Source organism: Winogradskyella sp., from assembly GCF_028282165.1.
Taxonomy (GTDB): Bacteria; Bacteroidota; Bacteroidia; order Flavobacteriales; family Flavobacteriaceae; genus Winogradskyella.
This window is the reverse complement of sequence record NZ_JANQIM010000033.1, coordinates 44,463-66,771: the sequence shown is the minus strand read 5'-3', so window position 1 is coordinate 66,771 and position 22,309 is coordinate 44,463. Positions and strand designations below refer to the sequence as shown.

The window sequence follows — 22,309 nt, the reverse complement described above, 5'->3', positions numbered from 1 at the left end:
ATTTTTAAAGTAGCCAATTTCGCAGAAATATTTGTAAGCAAAAATGTTCTCGCTCTTTTAAACAAAGCTTCAAAAAAGTAATCAGTTGATAGTGGTTTCTTCTTAATTTTCTTCATCGTCTCCCTCCTCGTTTTCATCATCGGTATCAACAACTGTGAGTTCGTCAATTTTAGAAAAAATAAAGTCTCGGTCAATGTGACTCACATCATTTAGTGTCAATGCAGATTCGTATAATTTCTTAGCTTTTTTATTCTTTCCTATTTTTTCAGAATGTTGGGCTAGGTAATATGTACCTAATAATGACTCGGGATTTATTTTTTTTGCAAGTCTCCCTATTTTCTCTAAAGACTCTAAATCGTTTCTTTCCTCAGCTACCTTAACAACCTTTTCAAATTCTTCATCAGTTATGGGTTTTTTTATACCAAACAATTCTTCAATTCTATTGTATCTATCTACAAGATACCTATCTAAAGTTCCCTCATAGGGAAACACCTTTTCCTCTAGTTCCTTTTCTCGAAGGGGCCTGTACAATTCAAAAATTTTGTCGAACGATCTCGCAATGGCACTGTTCACCAATGTATAGTGTGTATCGTTGTTAAAATCATCAAAGTAATATGTTAGATACTGGTTTTTAACTTGTGATATCTGTGAATTGGCATTTAAAACAGCTTCTCTTATGTAGGGTAAGTCTTTATCTGAGGTGGCCATGTAGTAAAAAATGTCGTCCTTAAAAAACTCCAAACGTTTTCCCAGATAGTCTCTAACAGTTCCTGATAAATCTGGACTAATACATACATAGGCATTAAAAAGTGGATCGTCTTTAAACAAGTAAGAATTGATAAAGTTCCCCATTAAATCGTGGCCTACGGCAACCCTAAACTTACTTGTATTGTATTTTTCATCTAAGTAAGGAATAAGTTCCTCAGCAACGAAATCATGAAAACGTAAACCAGACTCTTTGGGCAAGCCTGTAACTTCATCACAATAGCCATCGTAACGTCTTTCGCTGCCTTGTACCACGCCTACTATGATTGAACTTGGCATATCGTCGAAATACGTTTGAAAATCAACCTGACCTGCTATAGGTTCAAACAAATAATCACCATCAAAAACTATAATTAGAGGATACTTTAGTTCTGAGGAAGGGTCGTAGTTCTTTGGGAGCTTAATCTTTAATTTTCTTACTGTATTTAATTTTGATGATCGTATTTCATCATAACTAATTTGAGCAAATAAAGGCATACAAAGCACATATGCCAAAACTATTAGGGTAGTTTTTCTCATTTATAAGTAGGTTTAGCTTTGGATTACCAAACATACTAAAATATCGTTAAGTTGTAAATTTTTTTCGATGAAATGCAATCAATTATCCATTGCATCTTGAACTTCATACATTTTTTCGAGCATTACCTCTTTATCAATGTATTGCGAAGGTTGCATTAAAAGCCCCCCTTTGTAGCGCATTAGTGCTTTTTTAAGATTCCCTTCTTTTTCATAGAACATGCCCATATAATAGGCGCTCAACATAGATTTTGGAAACTCCTTTTTAACAAGTTTTGCTAATTTTTCTAAGGATTCTAAATCTTCTCTGTTTTTGCAAGCAGCGGCAATAGCTCTAATATCATTTTCAATTAGTTTTTTTTCAAACCCATAAAAATGCTCTATGTTTTCATACTTTTTTATGAGGTAATCATAAGGAGAGCCTTCATAAGTCAGAATTTTTTCTTTGTATTCCTTTCCGTTTATTGGTTTATAAATAGTGAATATTTCGTTTAGTGCTTTTGGGATTCCTCTTCCTACAAGCGAGTAATGATTAGCATCTTCAAAATCATCAAACTTATAATTCAAGTTTGTATTTTCAATGGTCTTAAGTTTGGCATCGCACTCTAGGATATCGGTTCTTAAAGCCCTTATATCTGCATCAGCAGTGGCCATGTAGTAAAATGTTTCTTGTGCTACAGTAGGCAATCGCTGGTATAGCCTATCGATCATTTCTGGCGCCAATTCTGGACTTAAGCTCACATAAGCTCGAAATAATGGAACATCCTTAAAAAGATAATAATTAATGAAGTTAGCACTTAAGTCGTGACCTACAATTACCCTAAAATTTGAAATCTTATAACTGTCTTCTATGTATGGCAAAAGTTCAGCACCGAGAAATTCATAAAAATCGGCACCTTTATCAGATGGGAAATAAGTATCATCACTGTAAAAAAAATCGTCTTCTCTTGTTTCATCTTGCTTTACGCCAACAACTATACAGTCTGGGATGTCTTCCCAATAAGCTTGATAATCTATATTGCCAGCTACTGGTTCAAACAGATAATCACCATCTAGAACTATAACCAAAGGATAACTACGTTCAGATTCAGAATCATAGTTTCTTGGCAGTTGAATTTTTAACTCGCGTGTACCATCGAGTTTATAAGAGTCAATGGTTTTGTAAATAGCCTGAGCCTGAAGGTTGAATGCTAACAGGGACAAGATGATTGACACATAAAAATTCCTCATGTTGTGGGTAGAATTAAAAGTTAAAGCAAGGTAAAAAATATTTCTATATTTTAGCTTTCTTTCTGTTGTAGATTGGCAGGTAAATTAAAGATAATCCTCCTAGAATTATGATAACTAATGTTTGGGTAGACCACATGATCCAACCAAAAGCCCTGCTTGGATCTTCGGGCATATTGAACAATAAAAAAGCAATGACGATCGCTTCTGGAAAAGAACCAATACCACCATTAGTAGCAGCAATACTAAAACTCGCCAAAATAAAACCTATTAAAACCGCTCCTATAGAAATGCCACTTAACTCTGGTAAAGCCTTTGTGGTGACATAAAACATCAAAACATACATCACCCATATAAATACCGTATGAAAAATGAACGCCCACTTTTTTTTCATTTTAAAAATACTTAGGGCACCTTCTATAAGACCATTGATAAAGTTCCTAACTTTTAAGGCAAACTTTGAGGCGCTTTTTTTGATGAAAAAATAAACTCCCGAAACAACGATCAGTAAGGCAGTCATCATAATTATTAATGACGAAGGATTGAACTTCTTCATGAGGTCGTCGTAGATAAAATCAAACTTTACAATAAGCGCAACACCAATGATTAAGAGTAGCATAATAGTATCAGCAACTCTTTCTGCAACTATGGTCCCAAATCCTTTTTCAAAAGGAACATTTTCATAATTAGCAAGAATAGATGCTCGTGCCACTTCTCCTGCCCTAGGAATGGTAAGATTAATGAGATAAGCTGAATATACCGCCATGAAGCTATTTGTAAACTTAGGCTTATAACCTAAAGGTTCTGCCATAAATAACCAGCGATAAGCCCTTGATGTGTGACTCAATATTCCAAGACTTGTTCCGAGAAACACCCAAAAATAATTAGCGTCTTTAAAATACTCTACAAGCTTTGACACTGAAATTTGAGATAAGGAGTACCAAACAAGTGCTATTCCTAACAGTAAAGGCAGTACAACTTTTAGGATGGATTTTGAGCTACTCAAAAAGTTTATTTTAGAAGATTGGTAGCCTCATCCGGAAAAACCAAAGATGGTTTAAACACTTTAGCATCTTCAATATCCATAAAAGCGTAAGTGATTAAGATTAAAACATCACCAACAGCAACCTTACGTGCGGCCGCACCATTAAGGGTGATCTCACCACTATTTCGAGGACCAGGTATACAATAGGTTTCTAAACGTTCACCATTATTGTTGTTCACAATCTGAACTTTCTCACCTTGTATGATATTGGCAGCATCCATTAAATCTTCATCAATGGTTATACTACCAATGTAATTAAGGTCTGCGCCTGTACATTTAACGCGATGTATCTTAGATTTTACAACTTGAATTTGCATGAGGCAAAGATAATTAATTTAAGGCGATATTGTCTATAAGTCTTATATCTCCTGCATATGCAGCTATAAATGCTCTATATGTCTTTTTTGTTGATTTACGTTTTACTGGCTTTAAGGTTTCTGTATCTGCAATAATAAAATACTCTAGTTCTAAGAGTGGTTGTTTTTTGAATTGCTTATCAACCCATTCCAATACAGAGTTAGCACTTTTTGTGCCAAATTTAATTTTGGCAGACTTTAGTGTTTTATAGATAAATGGTGCGGCTTTTCTATGTTCTTTTGTCAGTCTTGTGTTTCTAGAACTCATGGCCAAACCATCTGATGCTCTGTGGATTGGGCAACCAATTACTTTAACAGGAATGTTGTAAAGCTCAACGAGCTTTTTAATGATTTGCAATTGCTGAAAATCTTTCTCTCCAAAATAGGCCCTATCTGGTTTTACAATTTCGAAGAGTCGTTTTACTATGGTTCCTACGCCATCAAAATGCCCTTGTCTAAAGGCACCTTCCATCTCATGCTCCAGACCATCAAACTCAAATGATTGAGACCGTACATTGTCGCCATATATATCTCTTACCGTAGGCGAATAGACTATGATCCCCCTGGCATTTAATGCCTTAAGAAGCAATACGTCGGCTTCAAGAGTCCTGGGATATTTAATAAGGTCTTCTTGATTATCGAATTGTGTTGGATTTACAAAAATACTAACCACAACAACATTGTTTTTACTCATTGCTTTTTTAACCAAGGACAAATGTCCTTTATGAAGTGCCCCCATAGTAGGTACAAAGCCAATAGATTTACCATTAACTTTTAATTGATCTATGTAGTGAGATAATTCGGATTTATTATGAAAAACTTTCAAGGCAGTAACAAAAATTAACGCGTGCAAACATAATATTTTACTGGCAATCTGCACAAATTTTTGTAATTTTGCATGTTTTTTACTCTTAATTTTCAAAAGCAGCAGATTTATGAAAGATAAACGAATATTATACGTGTCATCAGAGGTCGTTCCATATTTGCCAGAAACAGAGATTTCTTCAATGTCATTTGAAGCTCCAAGAATGGTAAACAAGCAAGGAGGCCAGATACGTATATTTATGCCTCGTTTTGGCAACATTAATGAAAGAAGGCATCAGCTGCACGAAGTAATACGACTTTCTGGGATTAATCTTGTTATTAACGATCTAGACATGCCATTGATTATTAAAGTGGCGTCAATACCTAAGGAGCGTATTCAAGTTTACTTTATCGATAATGAAGAGTATTTTAAGAGAAAAGCCACCTTAACGGATGAAGATGGCAACTTATTCTCGGATAATGATGAGCGCGCAATTTTCTTTGCTAAAGGTGTAATAGAAACAGTAAAAAAACTCAATTGGGCACCAGACATTATACATGTTAATGGTTGGCTAGCATCATTATTACCACTCTATCTGAAAGAGTTCTATAAAACCGAGCCTTTATTTACCGAAAGTAAAATTGTCACCTCAGTGTACAATCAAAACTTTGATGGCACGTTAGATAAAGGAATGATAGATAAAGTTAGATTCGACGACTTGGATGGAGAAGCTATTAATCTACTTGAAAAGCCCAATTATATTAACTTAATGAAAATAGCAATAGATAATTCTGATGCTGTAATTAGAGGCTCTCAAGAATTGCCTAAGGAATTAGATAATTACATAAGTGAATTAACAAAACCTGTTTTAGATTTCCATCCTATAGAAGAGTTTGCCGACCCTTACACAGAGTTTTACAAAAATAGAGTCCTTAACGGTTAATACAACCCATGAAAAGAAATAAGATAGCCCTTCAAATTTTAGTATTTATACTCATAACACTAAGCTTTATTGCATGTGACAATGATTTTTCAACATTAGAATCGGATGCTATAAACGATGGTGTTGCAACCAACTTTGACATTGTAGATGACACGTACGACATTATTACATACACCAATACGCTTGGACCAGTACAGACCAATGGTCTAGTTCTTAACACACTTGGCCTGTATGATGATGAAACCTACGGAAGAGTAGAATCTGATTTTGTAACCCAATTGACTCTAACTAACTATGCACCTGATTTTGGTGATGATGTACAAATAGACTCTGTTGCTTTATATATCCCTTATTTTTTTAGTATCACAGAAATAGACGAAGATGAGAACATAATCTACGATGTCGATTCAATCATAGGTATGGAACCTATAAGCCTAAGCCTTTACGAGAGCAACTATTTCATTAGGGATTTTGACCCTAACGGTGAGTTTAGCGAAAGACAAGCTTATTTCTCAAATAGATCTGCATCACCTACTGAAATGATTTCAGATGCTGCTCTAGAACATCAAGAGTTAACATTTGTAGACTATGATGATGAAGGCAATATGTTTGTTGTTGATAATATAATAGAAATCAATGATGAGGGCTACATTTTAAGAGGTCCGGAGCCTCCTGAAGAAGAAGATGAAGAAGTAGAAGCTTCCATCACTAGATTACCTCCTGGAATGAGAATTATGTTAGAGCCAACATTTTGGCAAGACAAAATTATAAATCAACAAGAACAGGCTGTACTCAGCAACGAAAACAATTTCTTGGAATATTTTAGAGGGCTTTACTTTAAGGCAGAAACCATCAATGATACGGGTAGTTTTCTTTTTCTCAGTATGGCTTCTACTGCTACCAATATTACCATTTATTACTCAAGATTAACAGAATCTACCACAGACGATGAGACCGCAAGGGAACAGGCATCATTTGAGATGAGATTTGCTGGTAATAGCATTAACTTTTTAGACAATGATTTTAATATGTCTATTCCAGATGGTGATCCCGATACTGGTGATGCACGGCTGTTCTTAAAAGGTGGTGAAGGTTCAATAGCTAGAATAAAGTTGTTTAATGGTGAGGATTTAGATGATGATGACGACACAATGAATACTTTTGAAGAATGGAAGAACGAATTTGTTGAAACAGACGCAGAAGGTAAATTTGTTAGAGCCAAACGTTTAATTAATGAAGCCAATTTAGTTTTTTACGTAGATCAGGATATGGTTAACGGTGGTGAACCAGACCGCCTATACTTGTATGATATAGATAATAAAGCACCATTGACAGATTTTTTTATAGACATAACCAATAATACTTTACCTTCGTTTTCAAAATTGAACCATCTTGGTCCTTTACAACGTGTTAATGATGAGCCAAATGGAGATGGCATTAAATATAAATTTAGACTTACTGAACACTTAAACAATCTCTTATTGAGGGATTCAACTAATGTAGAGTTAGGTTTATCCGTTTCCTTAAATGTAAATTTAGAAGGCCCATCAGTGCAGAGAGAAGTACAAACAGCCGACGATTCTGATTTACGGTCACCGATAAGTTCAGTAATGTCACCAAGAGGTACAGTATTGCATGGCAATAACACTGAAGATGAAAGTAAAAAAGTGTATTTAGAAATATTTTACACCGAACCAAACAACTAAAAATTAACCTATGTGTGGGATTGTTGGATATATTGGCCATCGAGAGGCCTATCCTATAATAATTAAAGGGCTTCAAAGACTAGAATATCGTGGTTATGACAGTGCAGGTATTGCACTATACGACGGTAGCGATATTAAACTTTCAAAAACCAAAGGAAAAGTCTCTGACCTTAAAGAAAAGTTAGAAAGTGAAATTTCTACTATCGGTTCTTTGGGGATAGGACATACACGATGGGCTACGCACGGCGTACCCAATGATATTAATTCTCATCCACATTATTCTAACTCAGGTGATTTAGTCATAATTCACAATGGGATCATTGAAAATTATGATGCCTTAAAAAAAGAGTTGATTAAGCGTGGCTACACCTTCAAATCGGATACGGATACCGAAGTATTGGTTAATCTCATTGAAGATGTAAAAAAGAATGAGGACATAAAACTAGGCAAAGCTGTTCAAATTGCTTTAAATCAAGTTGTTGGCGCTTATGCCATAGCCGTTTTTGATAAGAACAAACCAAATGAAATTGTAGTAGCTAGATTAGGTAGTCCTCTGGCTATTGGTATAGGAGAAGATGAATTTTTCATTGCCAGTGATGCATCTCCTTTTATAGAGTTTACAAAGAATGCCATTTACCTCGAAGATGAAGAGATGGCCATTGTAAGAAGAGGCAAAGAGGTTAAAATTAGAAAAATTAAGAATGATGCCTTAGTCGATCCCTATATTCAGGAACTTCAGCTTAATCTCGAACAGATTGAAAAAGGTGGGTACGACCATTTTATGCTAAAAGAAATCTATGAGCAACCTGAGGCTATACTAGACACCTTTAGAGGACGATTGCTCAGTAAAGAAGCAATGGTAAAACTCGCGGGAGTAGAAGACAACATGAAAAAGTTCTTAGCTGCTGATCGAATTATTGTTGTAGCTTGTGGGACCTCATGGCATGCTGGTTTGGTTTCAGAATATATTTTCGAAGATTTAGCACGAATTCCTGTTGAAGTTGAATATGCGTCAGAGTTTAGATATAGAAATCCAGTTATTACTGAAAAAGATATTGTAATAGCCATTTCCCAATCTGGTGAAACAGCTGATACTCTAGCTGCCATTAAGCTTGCCAAATCAAGAGGTGCTTTTGTATTTGGTGTATGTAATGTGGTTGGTTCATCAATTGCTCGAGAAACCGATGCTGGTGCTTATACACATGCTGGTCCAGAGATAGGCGTAGCCTCTACAAAAGCATTTACTACTCAGATCACTGTACTTACTTTAATGGCGTTGCGTTTAGCTCGAGCTAAAGGAACTATCTCTAGCTCCGAGTTTAGACATCACCTGATAGAATTGGAATTGATACCAGGTAAAGTAGAAGAAGCATTAAAATCTGATGCTTATGTTCAAACCATTTCCGACATCTACAAGGATGCTACTAATTTCTTATATCTAGGACGTGGTTTTAACTTCCCAGTGGCTTTAGAAGGCGCATTAAAACTCAAGGAAATTTCATATATTCATGCTGAAGGTTACCCAGCTGCAGAAATGAAGCATGGGCCTATTGCACTTATTGACGAACAAATGCCAGTTGTAGTGATTGCTACCAAAAAAGGACACTACGAAAAAGTAGTAAGTAATATTCAGGAAATAAAATCTAGAAAAGGTAAAATCATTGGTATAGTCACTAAAGGCGATAAGAGTGTTAAGGAATTAGCAGATCACGTTATTGAAGTTCCAGAAACCATAGAATGTCTTACTCCATTACTTACTACCATACCTTTACAATTGCTATCATATCATATCGCAGTAATGTTAGGTAAAAATGTAGATCAGCCAAGAAACCTAGCAAAATCTGTAACTGTAGAATAGTAATCTATTCTTTATTCAATTAATCACGGAATTGTAAAAAAACTAAAAGGAAACTTTTCGCTGTCTTAAGGCAGCGTAAGTTTTACTTGTTGCCTTTAATAATTCAGCATCACAACCTGAAGTGTCTATGGTCTTCTTATTGCTGAAAGGTTTTACGTTAGAATAATCAAAACTCATATTCATTTCGCCTTCCAGATATGTTAAGACCTCTTTTGGTGTCTGAAGATAATCTTCATATTCTAAAAGCATAAATTCAGAATCATCTAAAGTCAGCAAATAGTTGTAATAATTGAGCCAAACAGCCAGCCAATAGTCAAGTTTATCTCGGTCATACTCGATAGCTTTAGGGGTATCTTCAAAACTAAATACCTTATGATTGCCTCCAAACTCATGATGCGCTAACCAATTCATGTAGGTTTCAATAAAATTATCATCATCGTCATGCTGAAAATCAGAAAACCTTAAATGCTGGTTCAATAGGGAATGAGCATGTTCCTCCGGTTTACGAAATAGGAAAATGGCTTTAAAATCTTTATTCAAAGCACGCAATGAAGGATACCTTAAGATAAGGTTATTGTTTTTAGACAAGTATAAATGATCATTACTTGTCCTTACCAAAGATTGGTATTTAAGATAGTTGTCATAGACCTCCTGATCAATATCGTGTTTGGTAAGTGTAGTTTCGTTAATGAAGCTGTCATTTAAAAACGCCTTGAAAAAATATTCCTCTAAAGCTTCTATGGTATTAAGGCCAAACATCATTTTATCACCATGCTTTCGCTCTTTAAGTTGAGCTTTTTTTGGATTGTAAAGTTTTTTCCAAAGGTTTGGCGCTAAAAGAAAGGGCATATTAGAATAATCCAAGGAGCTAAACGATCCGGCTTTAAAAAGTTGATCGGTTAAACTTGTGGTGCCTGCTCTCGCTAAACCAGATACAATTAAAAAGTTTGAATTATCGCTGACCTTTTCACCTTTCTTGAATTTTTTATCAAACGAAAAAAGAAACTTAGATAAATTGTAATTGTTTAGAATCAATTTATGTAAAAGCATAGAAGCTTCAGAGTAATTTTCAACCTTTTTCTTTTTCTTAAAAACAAAAGGGAGAATACTACCGATTGATAAGCTCACCCAAAACCATGCAGAGCTAAAGTCTAGATTTTCAAAAGGTATACCACTAAAAAAGCCATAAGCAATCATAGGCGATATGGTACCACCAAAAATAAGTATGAAGGCACCTATAGTTTTACCTAAAGAAATGAGCATCCGCTTTAGGGCAGCTATTAATTTACTTTGCTTTATGTTCTCATCTTCTTTAGAGAGTACTTCATTGGCAAGCCCTACAGAGGCCTCTAGCATCTCAAAAAATACTTTTCTGAGTACTATAATTAGTGTAGCCAAAATAACACCCGCTACACCTGCAATAATAAAATAAAGCATTATCCTTTCTTAAATAGATTACGAAAAAATCGTTTGATCGGAATCCATAACACTACTCCAAAGGCAAAAATTACCAATAGCAAAATGAATATAATAATAAGTAATGTTCCAAGTCCTAATCCAGGTCCAATATAACTAAGCATAACAGTAGATTTTTAAAAGTTTATGTCTGTATATATCGATGTCCAATTTGGAAGGTAATGATACCCTTCTATATCACTTTTTAAGGTGGTTTTTAGGACAACGCCATTTTTATTTAACACCCATAAAACTCCGGGTCCTTGTTCTTCTACAAACAGATCTCCATTGGGCAACAATTCATACAAGCCTTCTGCTTCGGTATAGATTTCATTTTTTATGAACTCTTTTTCGTAAAGCGCTTCAAATGAATCAGTTTCAAAGTTATAAATAAGCACATTTGAATGTACTATTTTTCGTTGAATAACGTCATTACTTGGTTTAAATTCAAATTTATTGTATTTAATATCCAAGCCTACAGTATTATTATTAAATAGGGCTATGGTACTGTCGGTCACTATATCAACATCGTGCTGATAGGTAAAAGGCCCTTCAATCACTTTTATTACTTTTCCTGTAGATGGTCTAAATTGTAATATCGCCGATAAATGTCTAAAACTTAAAAAAACATCACCTTTATTAAAATGGCGAGAACTGTCTGCAACAACAGGTTGTACATCGTTTAAATGAAAGGGATCTGTTACAAGACTTCCCTTATTTAGTAACTCGGTAAGATCATTCTCCTTAAAAATACTGGTGAGAGACTTACTGTACAATGTTTTTCCGGTATTAGCATCGACATTTAAGACCATATCGTCTCTGTAATCTATCTTAGTACCATCGACAGATAAGGTATTTGGCACAATTATGCCATCTTCGTGCTTTACAGCAGGTGTCCAAATATTACCCTTATGGTCAAAACTCATACCGTGGTGGACTATAAAATCCTTATTATGCCATACGACATTTGATGCGGAATCTAGTCTTATTAATCCAGGTTGCTCGTCGCAAGCGACAATAAGACCTCTGTCTTTCATCAATTTTGCCGGAAAAAGCCTGTCATTCTGACCTACTTTATGATGCTGAGAAAGATACTCAACAGGTAGACTCCAAGTTTTTATAATATCGTTTGTTCTGAAATTTTTCAGTTCGATCTTAAATTCGTTGCCATTTCTGTAGGTATAACTGCCATACAAGTCATAAGTCAATTTATTAATGTCTTCTTTGTCTGCTTCTCTAGTTTTTAGATAATATTCAGGCGCCACCAAGAAATGATTGTAGGCAGCTTTCATATTAGACGGTAATTCGGAAAAAGACTTGATGGGTTGGGTTAAAGGACCTAAAGTACGTTGTCCTAAAGTAACATTTCTAACAATGCCACTCCAAAGCATTAATATAAATATCCCAATAATAAATAATGCTAATTTTCTTATTGCTTTCAATGTAGGTTGTTTTTGGTGTTGATTAATAGCACGTTTATCTAATGCTCGTCAATATTAAATATAAAATTAGATTTTCATCAAATTATTCTATGTAAAGCAATTTTATAAGATGTTCTATCATTACAATTTTAGGATAAGCAATTTACTTGACATGCGAAAATTGAAATATTTCTTTAAAATTTACACTGTCAATTAAAGAAATGATAATTATTTAGGCTTTATTTTTTTAAAATATACTATGCGCGCATAATTTTATGCGAATTTTTTACAGACTTTTCATATATTTATTTAAATTGGTCGACTAATAAATATAACTAATTCTCTAAAATGAAGACAATCTTAAAGCTTTTTGCAATGCTTTTTTGCGTGGCGTCTTTTGCCCAGACCACAATAAAAGGTAAAATTACTGATGATACAGGGCTACCCTTGCCTGGTGCAAATATAATAGTGGTCGGAACCAGCACTGGTGCTGTTTCGGATTTTGATGGCAACTATATTCTAACAGTGCAACAAGATCCGCCATTCTCAATACGTGTAAGTTATGCTGGTTTTGAAGCACAAACTGTCGAGGTAACAGTCAAGGATCAAACAGTAGATGTAACGCTAAAGGAAGGCAATACACTGGATGAAGTCGTAATTTCTGCTTCACGAACACCAGAAAGAATCTTTGAATCTCCAGTAACCGTCGAGAGGTTTGGTATAAAAGAAATAAAAAATACAGCGTCTGTAGATTTCTACGATGGGTTAGAAAATTTAAAAGGTGTAGATATTAATACCAATAGTTTAACCTTCAAATCCATAAACACACGTGGTTTTGCCACATTTGCCAATACACGTTTTATGCAATTGGTAGATGGAATGGACAATTCGGCACCGGCATTGAACTTCCCCCTAGGTAATTTGTTGGGGATGACCGAGACCGATGTACAGAGTGTAGAATTATTGCCTGGAGCAGCATCTGCGCTTTACGGAGCAAATGCTTTTAACGGTATTTTATTTATGAGAAGTAAAAGTCCTTTTGACCACCAAGGTATAAGTGGATATATTAAACGAGGGATCACCTCCCAAGAAGCTATTGGCGATAATGACTATACAGACCTAGGTATTAGAATGGCTCATGCATTTAGCGATAAATTTGCTGTGAAAGTGAATTTTGGATATCTCAAAGGAACTGATTGGGCAGCTACCAATGCAGAAGATCGATTTAACAGAGGTCTTACTAGGGCAGATACAGATTATGATGGTATTAATATCTATGGCGATGAGGTAAGTACAAACATTAGAGATGCTTCCGGTCTTGGTATAATTCCTGATGTAGAAGTTAGTAGAACTGGTTACAACGAACGCGACCTCACCAACTACAATGCAGAGAGTATCAAAGCAGATTGGGGTTTATATTTTAGGCCTTGGGGGAATGATTTTGAAATCCAGTATGTAGGTAAAGTAGGTACGGGTAATACAATTTACCAAGGTGCAAACCGCTATAATATTGCAAACTTCTTCTTACAGCAACATAAATTAGAGATACGAAACGACAATTTTTTTGTAAGAGGCTATCTAACAGAGGATAAGGCAGGTGACTCTTATGACATGGTATTTACAGGAATTAACATCAACCGCGCATGGAAAAGTGATGGCGACTGGTTTGGCGATTATATACAGACTTACGCTGGTATAGAACTTTCTGGAAACCCACAAGGTTTATCAGAAGCTGAAAAACATGCTGCGGCGAGAGCTGCCGCTGATACAGGGCGATTGATTCCAGGAACACAAGAATTCCAAAATGTGTTTGATAGAGTTACAAATGACCCTGATTTATCAACGGGATCGCGTTTTCAAGATAATTCAAAGATTTACCATGGCGATGCCAATTATAACTTTGGTCATCTTTGGGATTGGGCAGAAGTACAAGTCGGTGGTTCTGCACGTCAATATGAGTTAAATTCTTTTGGTACAATCTATACTGACATCGATGGCCCTATTCGGTATTCAGAATTTGGATTGTATACCCAAATGCAAAAATCCTTAGAACTCTCAGATGCTGTAAAGTTAAAACTTACAGGGTCTATACGTTATGACAAATCAGAACTGTTTGATGGTTTTTTCTCACCAAGAATATCTGCAGGCTTTACGGTAAACGAAAATCATAACTTTAGAGCATCATTTCAAACAGGATTTAGAAACCCTACAACTCAAGATTTATATATAGGTCTTGATGTTGGACGCGCTATTTTAGTAGGTGGTGCTGCTGATAACCCAGCCAGGGATTTAAGAACATATAGTGTAGAAAATGAAACATTGAGCGAATTTGCAGCAGAAAATATTTTTGGGGGACAGCAAACAATTACAAGAGATGCAACAGGAGCTTATAGCAATTCTTTCTTTGCCAGTTCAGTTACAGATGGATTTGCAGAATCTGGAAATCCTGCAGATCTCGAAATAGCTAACTCAAATCTTGTACAACCTGAACAAGTGAGTTCTTTTGAAGTTGGTTATCGTGGTAAAGTAGAACGCTTTATCATCGATGCTTCGGCATATTACAATATTTATCAAGATTTTTTAGCTAATGAAACAGTTATAAATCCATTTTATGGAGATGTACAACTAACAGAAACACTTCCTGATGGTACACCACTTGCTGTTGCAGCTATTGCTAATGGCGACTTTCAGGCATATCAAACCTACACAAATGCTGATGAAACAGTAAACTCTTATGGTGCGGCAGTACAAGTGTCTACTAAAGTTCTTGATGGATTTGATTTAAGTGCCAATTACACATGGGCTCGTTTGGATTTTGATGTTGCCGAAAACCCTGATTTTAGAACGAATTTCAATACCCCAGAGCATAAAGTAAAAGTGTCTTTTGGGAAAACAGAATTATTCGAAAACTTTGGGTTTAATACCTCTTGGCGTTGGAGTGATAACTTCTTCTGGGAAGCTTCTTTTGGTGATGGCGAAGTACCTGCCTTTCATGTACTAGACGCACAGATCAATTACAGAATTCCTAGCTTAAAATCTACTATAAAAGTTGGTGCTACCAACTTATTACAAGACGAATACTTTACGGCATTCGGTACGGGATTCATCGGATCGATGTATTATGTGTCGCTAACTATTAACAACTTATAAGATTACATGATGATGAAAACATTTAAATATATACTCCTGTCGTTTTTAGCCATTGGTTTTATGGCCTGTGAAAATGAAACCTTAGATGATTTAAGGGATATTAGAGGAAATAATGAAGAGCCTGTTGTTTTAGACCCATTTACAGCTGGATCTTTAGATGTATCAAATTACGTTTCCATAGGAAACTCGTTGACCGCAGGTTTTTCTGATAATGCTTTGTATAGAGTTTCTCAAGAAAACTCAACACCAGCCATATTGGCGCAACAATTTGCAACCTTGGCAAATGGAGGCTCCTTTTCGCAACCACTAATGGACGATAATATTGGTGGATTACTTTTTGGTGGGACACAAATACTTCCTCCTAGATTTTATTTTTATGCAGATCAAGTCTCTGATGAGGAAAGCTGCCCCTATCCAGATCCTGATAATTCTGGACCTTCCGTATTAGGTGTAAACCCCGAGGATCCTAGTTCAACACCATTAGTGCCAACAACAGATATTGTTTCTAATCCTACCGGACCTTTTAACAACCTAGGTGTTCCAGGCGCAAAAAGTTTTCACCTATTAGCTCCAGGTTATGGAGATCCAGCAGGTGTAATTCCGCAGACTGCTAATCCATATTTTGTGAGAATGGCAAGTTCTCCAGGAACAACTGTATTAGCTGATGCCGTTGCACAACAACCGTCTTTTATATCATTATGGATAGGAAATAACGACGTGTTAGGATACGCCTTATCAGGTGGTGATGGTACAGACCCTATTACACCTTTAGCAGGTGCTCCAGGTGTTGGTTTTGAAGCAACATACCAAGCTATTGTAGGTACCATAGTTGGCAATGTGCCTGGAGTACAAGGTATATTGGCTAACATTCCAAATGTTACTGCAATACCGCATTTCACTGCTGTCCCTTTTAATGCTTTAGATCCTTGTAATCCACAAATAGCACCACAAATACCTGTATTGAATGCGCAATTATATGAGCCGTTAGATAACGTATTCACCGCATTCGGTGAGCCAGATAGAATAAATCCATTATCTAGTACTGAAGCTAACCCTGTTCTTATTAACGACGAAGATGCTACAGATAGAACTGCTGAAATTACCGCAGCTTTAACTCCTGTTTTAGGCCCTGAAACTGCAGCAGCCTTTGGTGCTATTTTCGGTAAAGCCAGACAAGCTACTAACTCAGATTTACTGGTTCTTACTGCAAGTTCAGCTATAGGTAGTACTGTTGCTACAGCACCACCTCCAGTGAATGTTAGAGGTATTAGTTTCCCTTTAGAAGATAATTGGGTGTTATTACCATCTGAACAAATGGAAATTGAAGACGCCATTACTGGATTTAACACTGTTATTGAAACTGTAGCATCGGCAAACGGCTTTGCTTTGTTAGATGCCAACGCTTTACTAGACCAATTGGCATTAATAGGTATACAAACTAGTGGCTTAGTACTAACCTCTGATTTAGTCACGGGCGGAGCATTTTCACTTGATGGTGTTCATCCAAACTCGAGAGGCTATGCGCTCATCGCAAATGAAATGCTAAAAGCTATTGATCTCGCCTATGGTTCTAACTTTGAAGCTTCAGGGAATTTGGTAGATGTTTCTACCTACAACACAAATTATTCACCATTTTTGCAGTAAAACAACGGTAATATTTTATATAAAAACACGCTTAGTAAAGGCGTGTTTTTTTTATTTAAAAAAGCCTTAATTTTTTAAATAATAACTCTATCTTTGCAGCGCGAAAAATGCACGTGCTCAGCTTCATTGGGCAAGCTGTTTTTTTCATATTTTAATTATTGCAAAACAAAAACATATAAGTAATGTCGAAAGTTACAGGTAAAGTTGCACAAATTGTAGGTCCAGTAATTGATGTAGAATTCAGTGCTGGAACAGAACTTCCAAAGATTTATGATTCGTTAGAAATTAAAAACCAAGATGGTTCAACATTAGTATTAGAAGTACAATCTCATATCGGTGAGGATACTGTACGTACAATCGCAATGGACTCATCAGATGGTTTAAGTAGAGGAACCGAAGTTCTTGCAACTGGCGCACCAATCCAAATGCCAATTGGCGAGGACGTTTATGGACGTCTTTTTAATGTCATTGGCGATGCAATTGATGGTTTGGGTGATTTACCTAAAGCCGGTGAAGCTGGTTTACCTATTCATAGACAAGCCCCTAAATTCGAAGAATTATCAACCTCAACTGAGGTTTTATTTACTGGTATTAAAGTCATCGATTTGATTGAGCCTTATGCTAAAGGAGGTAAGATTGGTTTATTTGGTGGTGCTGGTGTTGGTAAAACCGTATTGATTCAGGAGTTGATTAACAATATTGCTAAAGGACATGGTGGTCTTTCTGTATTTGCTGGTGTTGGTGAAAGAACTCGTGAAGGAAACGATTTACTTCGTGAGATGTTAGAGTCTGGTATCATTAAATATGGCGATGACTTTATGCACTCTATGGAAGAAGGTGGATGGGATCTTAAAAAGGTAGACAAAGCTGCTATGAAAGAGTCTAAAGCAACTTTCGTTTTCGGTCAGATGAATGAGCCTCCAGGAGCACGTGCTCGTGTAGCCTTATCTGGTTTAACCATTGCTGAATATTTCCGTGATGGTGCCGGTGACGGACAAGGAAAAGATGTATTATTCTTCGTAGATAACATCTTCCGTTTTACCCAAGCTGGTTCTGAGGTGTCAGCACTTCTTGGTCGTATGCCTTCTGCTGTAGGTTATCAGCCTACATTGGCAACAGAGATGGGTGCAATGCAAGAGCGTATTACCTCAACTAAAAAAGGATCTATTACATCTGTACAAGCCGTTTACGTACCTGCGGATGACTTAACGGATCCTGCACCTGCGACAACATTTGCTCACTTAGATGCTACAACAGTATTGTCTCGTAAAATTGCTGAGCTTGGTATTTATCCTGCTGTAGATCCGTTAGACTCTACATCACGTATCTTGACACCTGAAATTTTAGGTGATGAACATTACAATTGTGCACAACGTGTAAAAGAGCTTCTACAACGCTACAAGGAATTACAAGATATTATTGCTATTCTTGGTATGGAAGAATTATCTGAAGAGGATAAATTAGCTGTATCTAGAGCAAGACGTGTACAACGTTTCTTATCACAGCCATTCCACGTAGCAGAGCAGTTTACTGGTATACCTGGGGTATTGGTAGATATTAAAGAAACCATAAAAGGGTTTAACATGATTATGGATGGTGAATTAGATCACCTACCAGAAGCAGCATTTAACCTTAAAGGATCTATTGAAGAAGCTATTGAAGCAGGCGAGAAAATGCTTGCCGAAGCATAAAAATAAGTTCAGAGTTATAAGTTTAGAGTCCAGAGTACTCATAACCCATAACTCATCACTCATAACTTAAAAAGAATGTATTTAGAGATTGTATCACCAGAAGCCACTTTATTTAGTTCAGAAGTAGACTCTGTTGTTGTACCAGGTGTAAATGGAGAGTTTGAGATGTTAAAAGATCACGCTCCAATTGTTTCGATTTTAAAGGAAGGTACAATTAGGGTAAAGACACATACACAAAGCCATTTAGTTTTTGATGAGTTACACGCCGATGTCATTCCACACAGTGATGACAAGAAAGTGTTAACTATAAAAATAAATTCTGGTACTATAGAAATGAAGGATAATAAGCTAATTATCTTAGCAGACTAGGAATTATCTACAACGCATATAGAAAAAACCACAAGACCTAAAGTTTTGTGGTTTTTTATTTGACTCTTAATAGACTTAGCCTGTCGTTTGCATTTAATATTAAAAAGTATGGTTTCCCTTTAATAGTAATATGTTTAATGGTCTTAGCTTCTTTGTCAGAGATATTAACTAAGTTTTTATAAGTAGATCGTTTACCTCTGTTTTCTGTAAGAATATAGCCTTTAGAAGCATCATAGCGTATGGTTTCTACTTCAGCATCATAAACTCCGCCTAAACCTATTATTTCGAGCGTTCCATCTCGATTAAAATCAAAAAACTCAAAGTCTAAAGTAGGCCCAAACTGTGCTTCATTAGGAAGTGGATTAAATTCAAAGTTCATTTTTCCCATGTTTTCAATATAATAGGAGGCGAAAGTTGAAGCCTGTAAATGTAACGCATTATGTATTTTTTCCTTACCATACACATCAATGATGTTTGAATTGGCAAACTCACTATAGGTTCCTATCTTTTCATTCAAGAATGGCGTTTGCTGCGAAGAGCATTCTTTTCCGCGAATCGGGAATAAATTCCCATCCGATTCCTTACTTAGAGCCATATCATAACTGTCGTTATCATCAAAATGATTGGCATAAATATGAAGTGGTTTGTCTTCTGAAGGGTGAAACTTATTATTTAGTCCATAATTTCCAACAAAGTAATCATCATCGCCATCACCATCATAATCGATAGCTTTTATGGTTTGAAACCAACCGGACTTTTCATCATTAAGACGTTGGTCTTTAGTAAAAATTCCTTCATCATTACTGAAAAAAGTAACTGGCATCCATTCCCCAACAACAATTAAATCAACATCCCCATCATTATCATAATCTGAAAACACAGCATCATTTACTAAACCAAGTACTTTTAAACCCTTAGCTTTTTCTGAGGTGACATTGATAAACTTTCCTTTTCTATTTTCTAATAAATAAGAATCTGGGGCTTTCGGATACTCTCCAGGGATCACACGGCCTCCGACAAATAGGTCTAAATCACCATCATTATCGAAATCTCCGGCTGTTATGGCTTTTGTTACGGTTAATATGTTTGGAAGAGTTCTCTTAGAAAAATTTCCTTCCCCATCATTGATATACAACCTATCTTGAAGCAAACTACTATTTTTCTCTTGGCTATAATTACCCGATGTTACATATAAATCTAGATCATTATCGTTATCGGCATCAAAAAATAGAGCATTGTTATCATTATAAGCCTTATCTGTTTCAAATAAGTTTTGATTCGTTTTTTCAAAAGTTCCTGCTTTATTCTGAATATATAACTCAGAAGGGTAGCCCATTGTATTACCGGCAAAAAAATCATCTAAACCATCATTATTGACATCAGCTACTTGTAATGTGTTATCTATGGTAGATTGTTTTTGGGGTAACAATAGCTGCAAATCATAGTCATTAAAACTGACAGACTTGTGCATGTATCCTATACCCAATTCAGAAGGTAAAACAGTATCAAATAGCAAATCATCCTTCTCTGCAACAATACTCTTAACATAGGCATTTTCGTAATCTAGCCTCAATTTTTGATTGGCTTCAATATTGGTTAGGACTTCTGTTTTGTTATCGAGCCAAATGACTCTTAAACTATCTATATGCTCAGATTCTCCCAATCCGAAATTGACAGTATACCCTACAGAAGACTGATAGCCTCTGCTAACATAAAGTTCCTTTAACTGCTTGTTATGCTTTGTATAAGCTTCAACTCTAACTCCAATTCCATTTATATTTTTCTTTGGGCCTTTTAAATCAATGCTCAAATAGTTAGCCTCTGAATTATTTCTATAAACCGATGCTTTATCAGACTGGTTATTCAACACCAAATCTAAATCTCCATCATTATCTAAGTCGGCATAGGCAGCTCCATTGGAATTTACTTTTGCGGTGAACCCAAAATCAATCGAACGGTCTCTAAATGTGTAATCGGCATTATTTACAAACATATAATTCGAAAGCTTAACAGAAGGTATAATACTTATAGCTTCTTTAAAGGTTTGTTCTTTGCTATAGTCAGCATTTTTGCTAAGCATTGTCTTTCTAAAATCCTGATTAGCCAAGTCTTTCTCAATACCGTTAGTTACAAATACATCATTAAAGCCATCGTTGTTAAAATCTGCAATTAAGGGCGCCCAGCTCCAATCTGTTTTAGCAATTCCAGAAAATTGACCAATATCGCTAAATGTATCATCACCATTGTTTAATTGTAACATATTAGACATATATTGATGGTGATAACCCTTTGCCACCATACGATTAAACTTATCTATATCCATCGATGCCATATTTTCCTTGCCACGTTTTCTATCGGCAGCCAACATATCCAAAACAATAAGGTCTGGTAATAAATCATTATTGATATCAGCAAAATCGGATCCCATACTGTTGTTCGGAATATGCTTAAATGTCTCTAAAACAGAATTGGTAAATGTTCCATCTTTATTATTTATGTATAGGAAATCAGGTTCTAAAAAATCGTTTGCCACATAAATATCTGGCCACGAATCATTATTAAAATCGCCAATAGAAGCACTTAATCCCCAGGCTCTTATGTTAGAAATTCCTGATTCTTTGGAAACGTTTTTGAATATACCATTATCATTATTAAATAGAATATCCCTACTATCTATTTTTAAGCTTGCCTGTTGCTCAGGGCTAAGAATTAGGCTCTTACTATTAGAATCCGTACTGTGGTTTGCCAAATACATATCTAAATCACCATCCTTGTCATAATCAAAAAAATATGCTTGAGTAGAGAAGCTATATTCTTTTAGCCCATATTTTAAAGCTTCTTCTTTAAATGTATTGTTTTTCTGATTTATGAAAAGCTTGTTTTGTCTTAAGCTTCTTTCATTTAAAGATGCCGATTTACAGACATAGATATCCAACCAACCATCGTTGTTAATATCTATCATTGACACACCGGTAGACCAACCTTTATCATCTTTAACACCCGATTTATGGGTAATATCTTCAAATACAAAATTGCCTTTGTTTAAATATAATTTGTTCGAATCTTGATTCGAGGTAAAATAAATATCCTCTAATCCGTCATTATTTATATCGCCTACAGCAACGCCACCACCATTATATATATAACTGTACTTTAAAAAATTAAAATCTACCGTCTCCTCAATTTTATTTTCAAAATCTATATTAGAATGACGTTCTGGAATAGTTGTAAATAAGGTATGCAAATCGTCTTGATACGGAGCAGGTGTGTCTTTACAATTAAAACAGACTATAAATAGTAATATGAAATATTTTTTAGAGCGCATTAGTTCTTCAAAAGCTATAAGATATAGAATTTA

The 22,309-nt window shown here is 35.6% G+C and carries 15 protein-coding genes; 7 read left to right on the top strand and 8 right to left on the bottom strand.

The window, feature by feature from the left end:
- Nucleotides 1-102 precede the first annotated feature (102 nt).
- From Q0972_RS12310 to panC, 5 genes are all read right to left on the bottom strand, one after another.
- Nucleotides 103-1,284 carry an alpha/beta hydrolase-fold protein gene (locus Q0972_RS12310; RefSeq protein WP_299366016.1) on the bottom strand — a complete coding sequence of 394 codons (1,182 nt, stop codon included), beginning with the start codon at nt 1,282-1,284 and terminating at the stop codon, nt 103-105.
- A 78-nt stretch (nt 1,285-1,362) separates the two neighbouring features.
- Nucleotides 1,363-2,511: an alpha/beta hydrolase-fold protein gene (locus tag Q0972_RS12305; protein WP_299366015.1), complete on the bottom strand. Its 1,149-nt coding sequence runs from the start codon at nt 2,509-2,511 to the stop codon at nt 1,363-1,365.
- A 43-nt stretch (nt 2,512-2,554) separates the two neighbouring features.
- On the bottom strand, nt 2,555-3,514 hold the full coding sequence (locus Q0972_RS12300; RefSeq protein ID WP_299366014.1) for a lysylphosphatidylglycerol synthase transmembrane domain-containing protein: 960 nt from the start codon (nt 3,512-3,514) through the stop codon (nt 2,555-2,557).
- A 5-nt stretch (nt 3,515-3,519) separates the two neighbouring features.
- A complete protein-coding gene (panD, locus tag Q0972_RS12295) occupies nt 3,520-3,870 on the bottom strand; it encodes an aspartate 1-decarboxylase (protein WP_111682403.1) in 351 nt (116 codons plus the stop codon).
- Between the two features lie 13 nt (nt 3,871-3,883).
- Nucleotides 3,884-4,735: a pantoate--beta-alanine ligase gene (panC, locus tag Q0972_RS12290; protein WP_299366568.1), complete on the bottom strand. Its 852-nt coding sequence runs from the start codon at nt 4,733-4,735 to the stop codon at nt 3,884-3,886.
- Nucleotides 4,736-4,844: 109 nt separating this feature from the next.
- On the opposite strand from panC, the gene Q0972_RS12285 reads away from it, so the two are divergent.
- The 3 genes from Q0972_RS12285 to glmS are packed head-to-tail and all read left to right on the top strand — an operon-like array spanning nt 4,845 to nt 9,221.
- Nucleotides 4,845-5,657, top strand: coding sequence for a glycogen/starch synthase (locus Q0972_RS12285; protein WP_299366013.1), 813 nt, complete (start codon nt 4,845-4,847; stop codon nt 5,655-5,657).
- An 8-nt stretch (nt 5,658-5,665) separates the two neighbouring features.
- Nucleotides 5,666-7,363: a DUF4270 domain-containing protein gene (locus tag Q0972_RS12280; protein WP_299366012.1), complete on the top strand. Its 1,698-nt coding sequence runs from the start codon at nt 5,666-5,668 to the stop codon at nt 7,361-7,363.
- Between the two features lie 10 nt (nt 7,364-7,373).
- Nucleotides 7,374-9,221 carry a glutamine--fructose-6-phosphate transaminase (isomerizing) gene (gene glmS / locus Q0972_RS12275; RefSeq protein ID WP_299366011.1) on the top strand — a complete coding sequence of 616 codons (1,848 nt, stop codon included), beginning with the start codon at nt 7,374-7,376 and terminating at the stop codon, nt 9,219-9,221.
- Between the two features lie 42 nt (nt 9,222-9,263).
- On the opposite strand, the gene Q0972_RS12270 is transcribed toward glmS, so the two are convergent.
- Nucleotides 9,264-10,658 carry a sulfotransferase family protein gene (locus Q0972_RS12270; protein ID WP_299366010.1) on the bottom strand — a complete coding sequence of 465 codons (1,395 nt, stop codon included), beginning with the start codon at nt 10,656-10,658 and terminating at the stop codon, nt 9,264-9,266.
- A 155-nt stretch (nt 10,659-10,813) separates the two neighbouring features.
- Complete coding sequence (locus tag Q0972_RS12265) at nt 10,814-12,118, bottom strand: arylsulfotransferase family protein (protein WP_299366009.1); 1,305 nt, start codon at nt 12,116-12,118, stop codon at nt 10,814-10,816.
- A gap of 327 nt (nt 12,119-12,445) precedes the next feature.
- Between Q0972_RS12265 and Q0972_RS12260 the strand changes: the two genes are divergently transcribed.
- The 4 genes from Q0972_RS12260 to Q0972_RS12245 all read left to right on the top strand — a co-directional run bounded on the left by Q0972_RS12260 (nt 12,446) and on the right by Q0972_RS12245 (nt 18,951).
- On the top strand, nt 12,446-15,247 hold the full coding sequence (locus tag Q0972_RS12260; protein ID WP_299366008.1) for a TonB-dependent receptor: 2,802 nt from the start codon (nt 12,446-12,448) through the stop codon (nt 15,245-15,247).
- A gap of 12 nt (nt 15,248-15,259) precedes the next feature.
- Nucleotides 15,260-16,891, top strand: coding sequence for a G-D-S-L family lipolytic protein (locus Q0972_RS12255; protein ID WP_299366007.1), 1,632 nt, complete (start codon nt 15,260-15,262; stop codon nt 16,889-16,891).
- 182 nt (nt 16,892-17,073) lie between these two features.
- On the top strand, nt 17,074-18,582 hold the full coding sequence (atpD, locus tag Q0972_RS12250) for a F0F1 ATP synthase subunit beta (RefSeq protein ID WP_299366006.1): 1,509 nt from the start codon (nt 17,074-17,076) through the stop codon (nt 18,580-18,582).
- A 75-nt stretch (nt 18,583-18,657) separates the two neighbouring features.
- Nucleotides 18,658-18,951, top strand: coding sequence for a hypothetical protein (locus tag Q0972_RS12245; protein ID WP_299366005.1), 294 nt, complete (start codon nt 18,658-18,660; stop codon nt 18,949-18,951).
- Nucleotides 18,952-19,006: 55 nt separating this feature from the next.
- Here Q0972_RS12245 and Q0972_RS12240 read toward each other — a convergent pair whose 3' ends face one another.
- Nucleotides 19,007-22,276, bottom strand: coding sequence for a VCBS repeat-containing protein (locus Q0972_RS12240; RefSeq protein WP_299366004.1), 3,270 nt, complete (start codon nt 22,274-22,276; stop codon nt 19,007-19,009).
- Between the last annotated feature and the right edge of the window lie 33 nt (nt 22,277-22,309).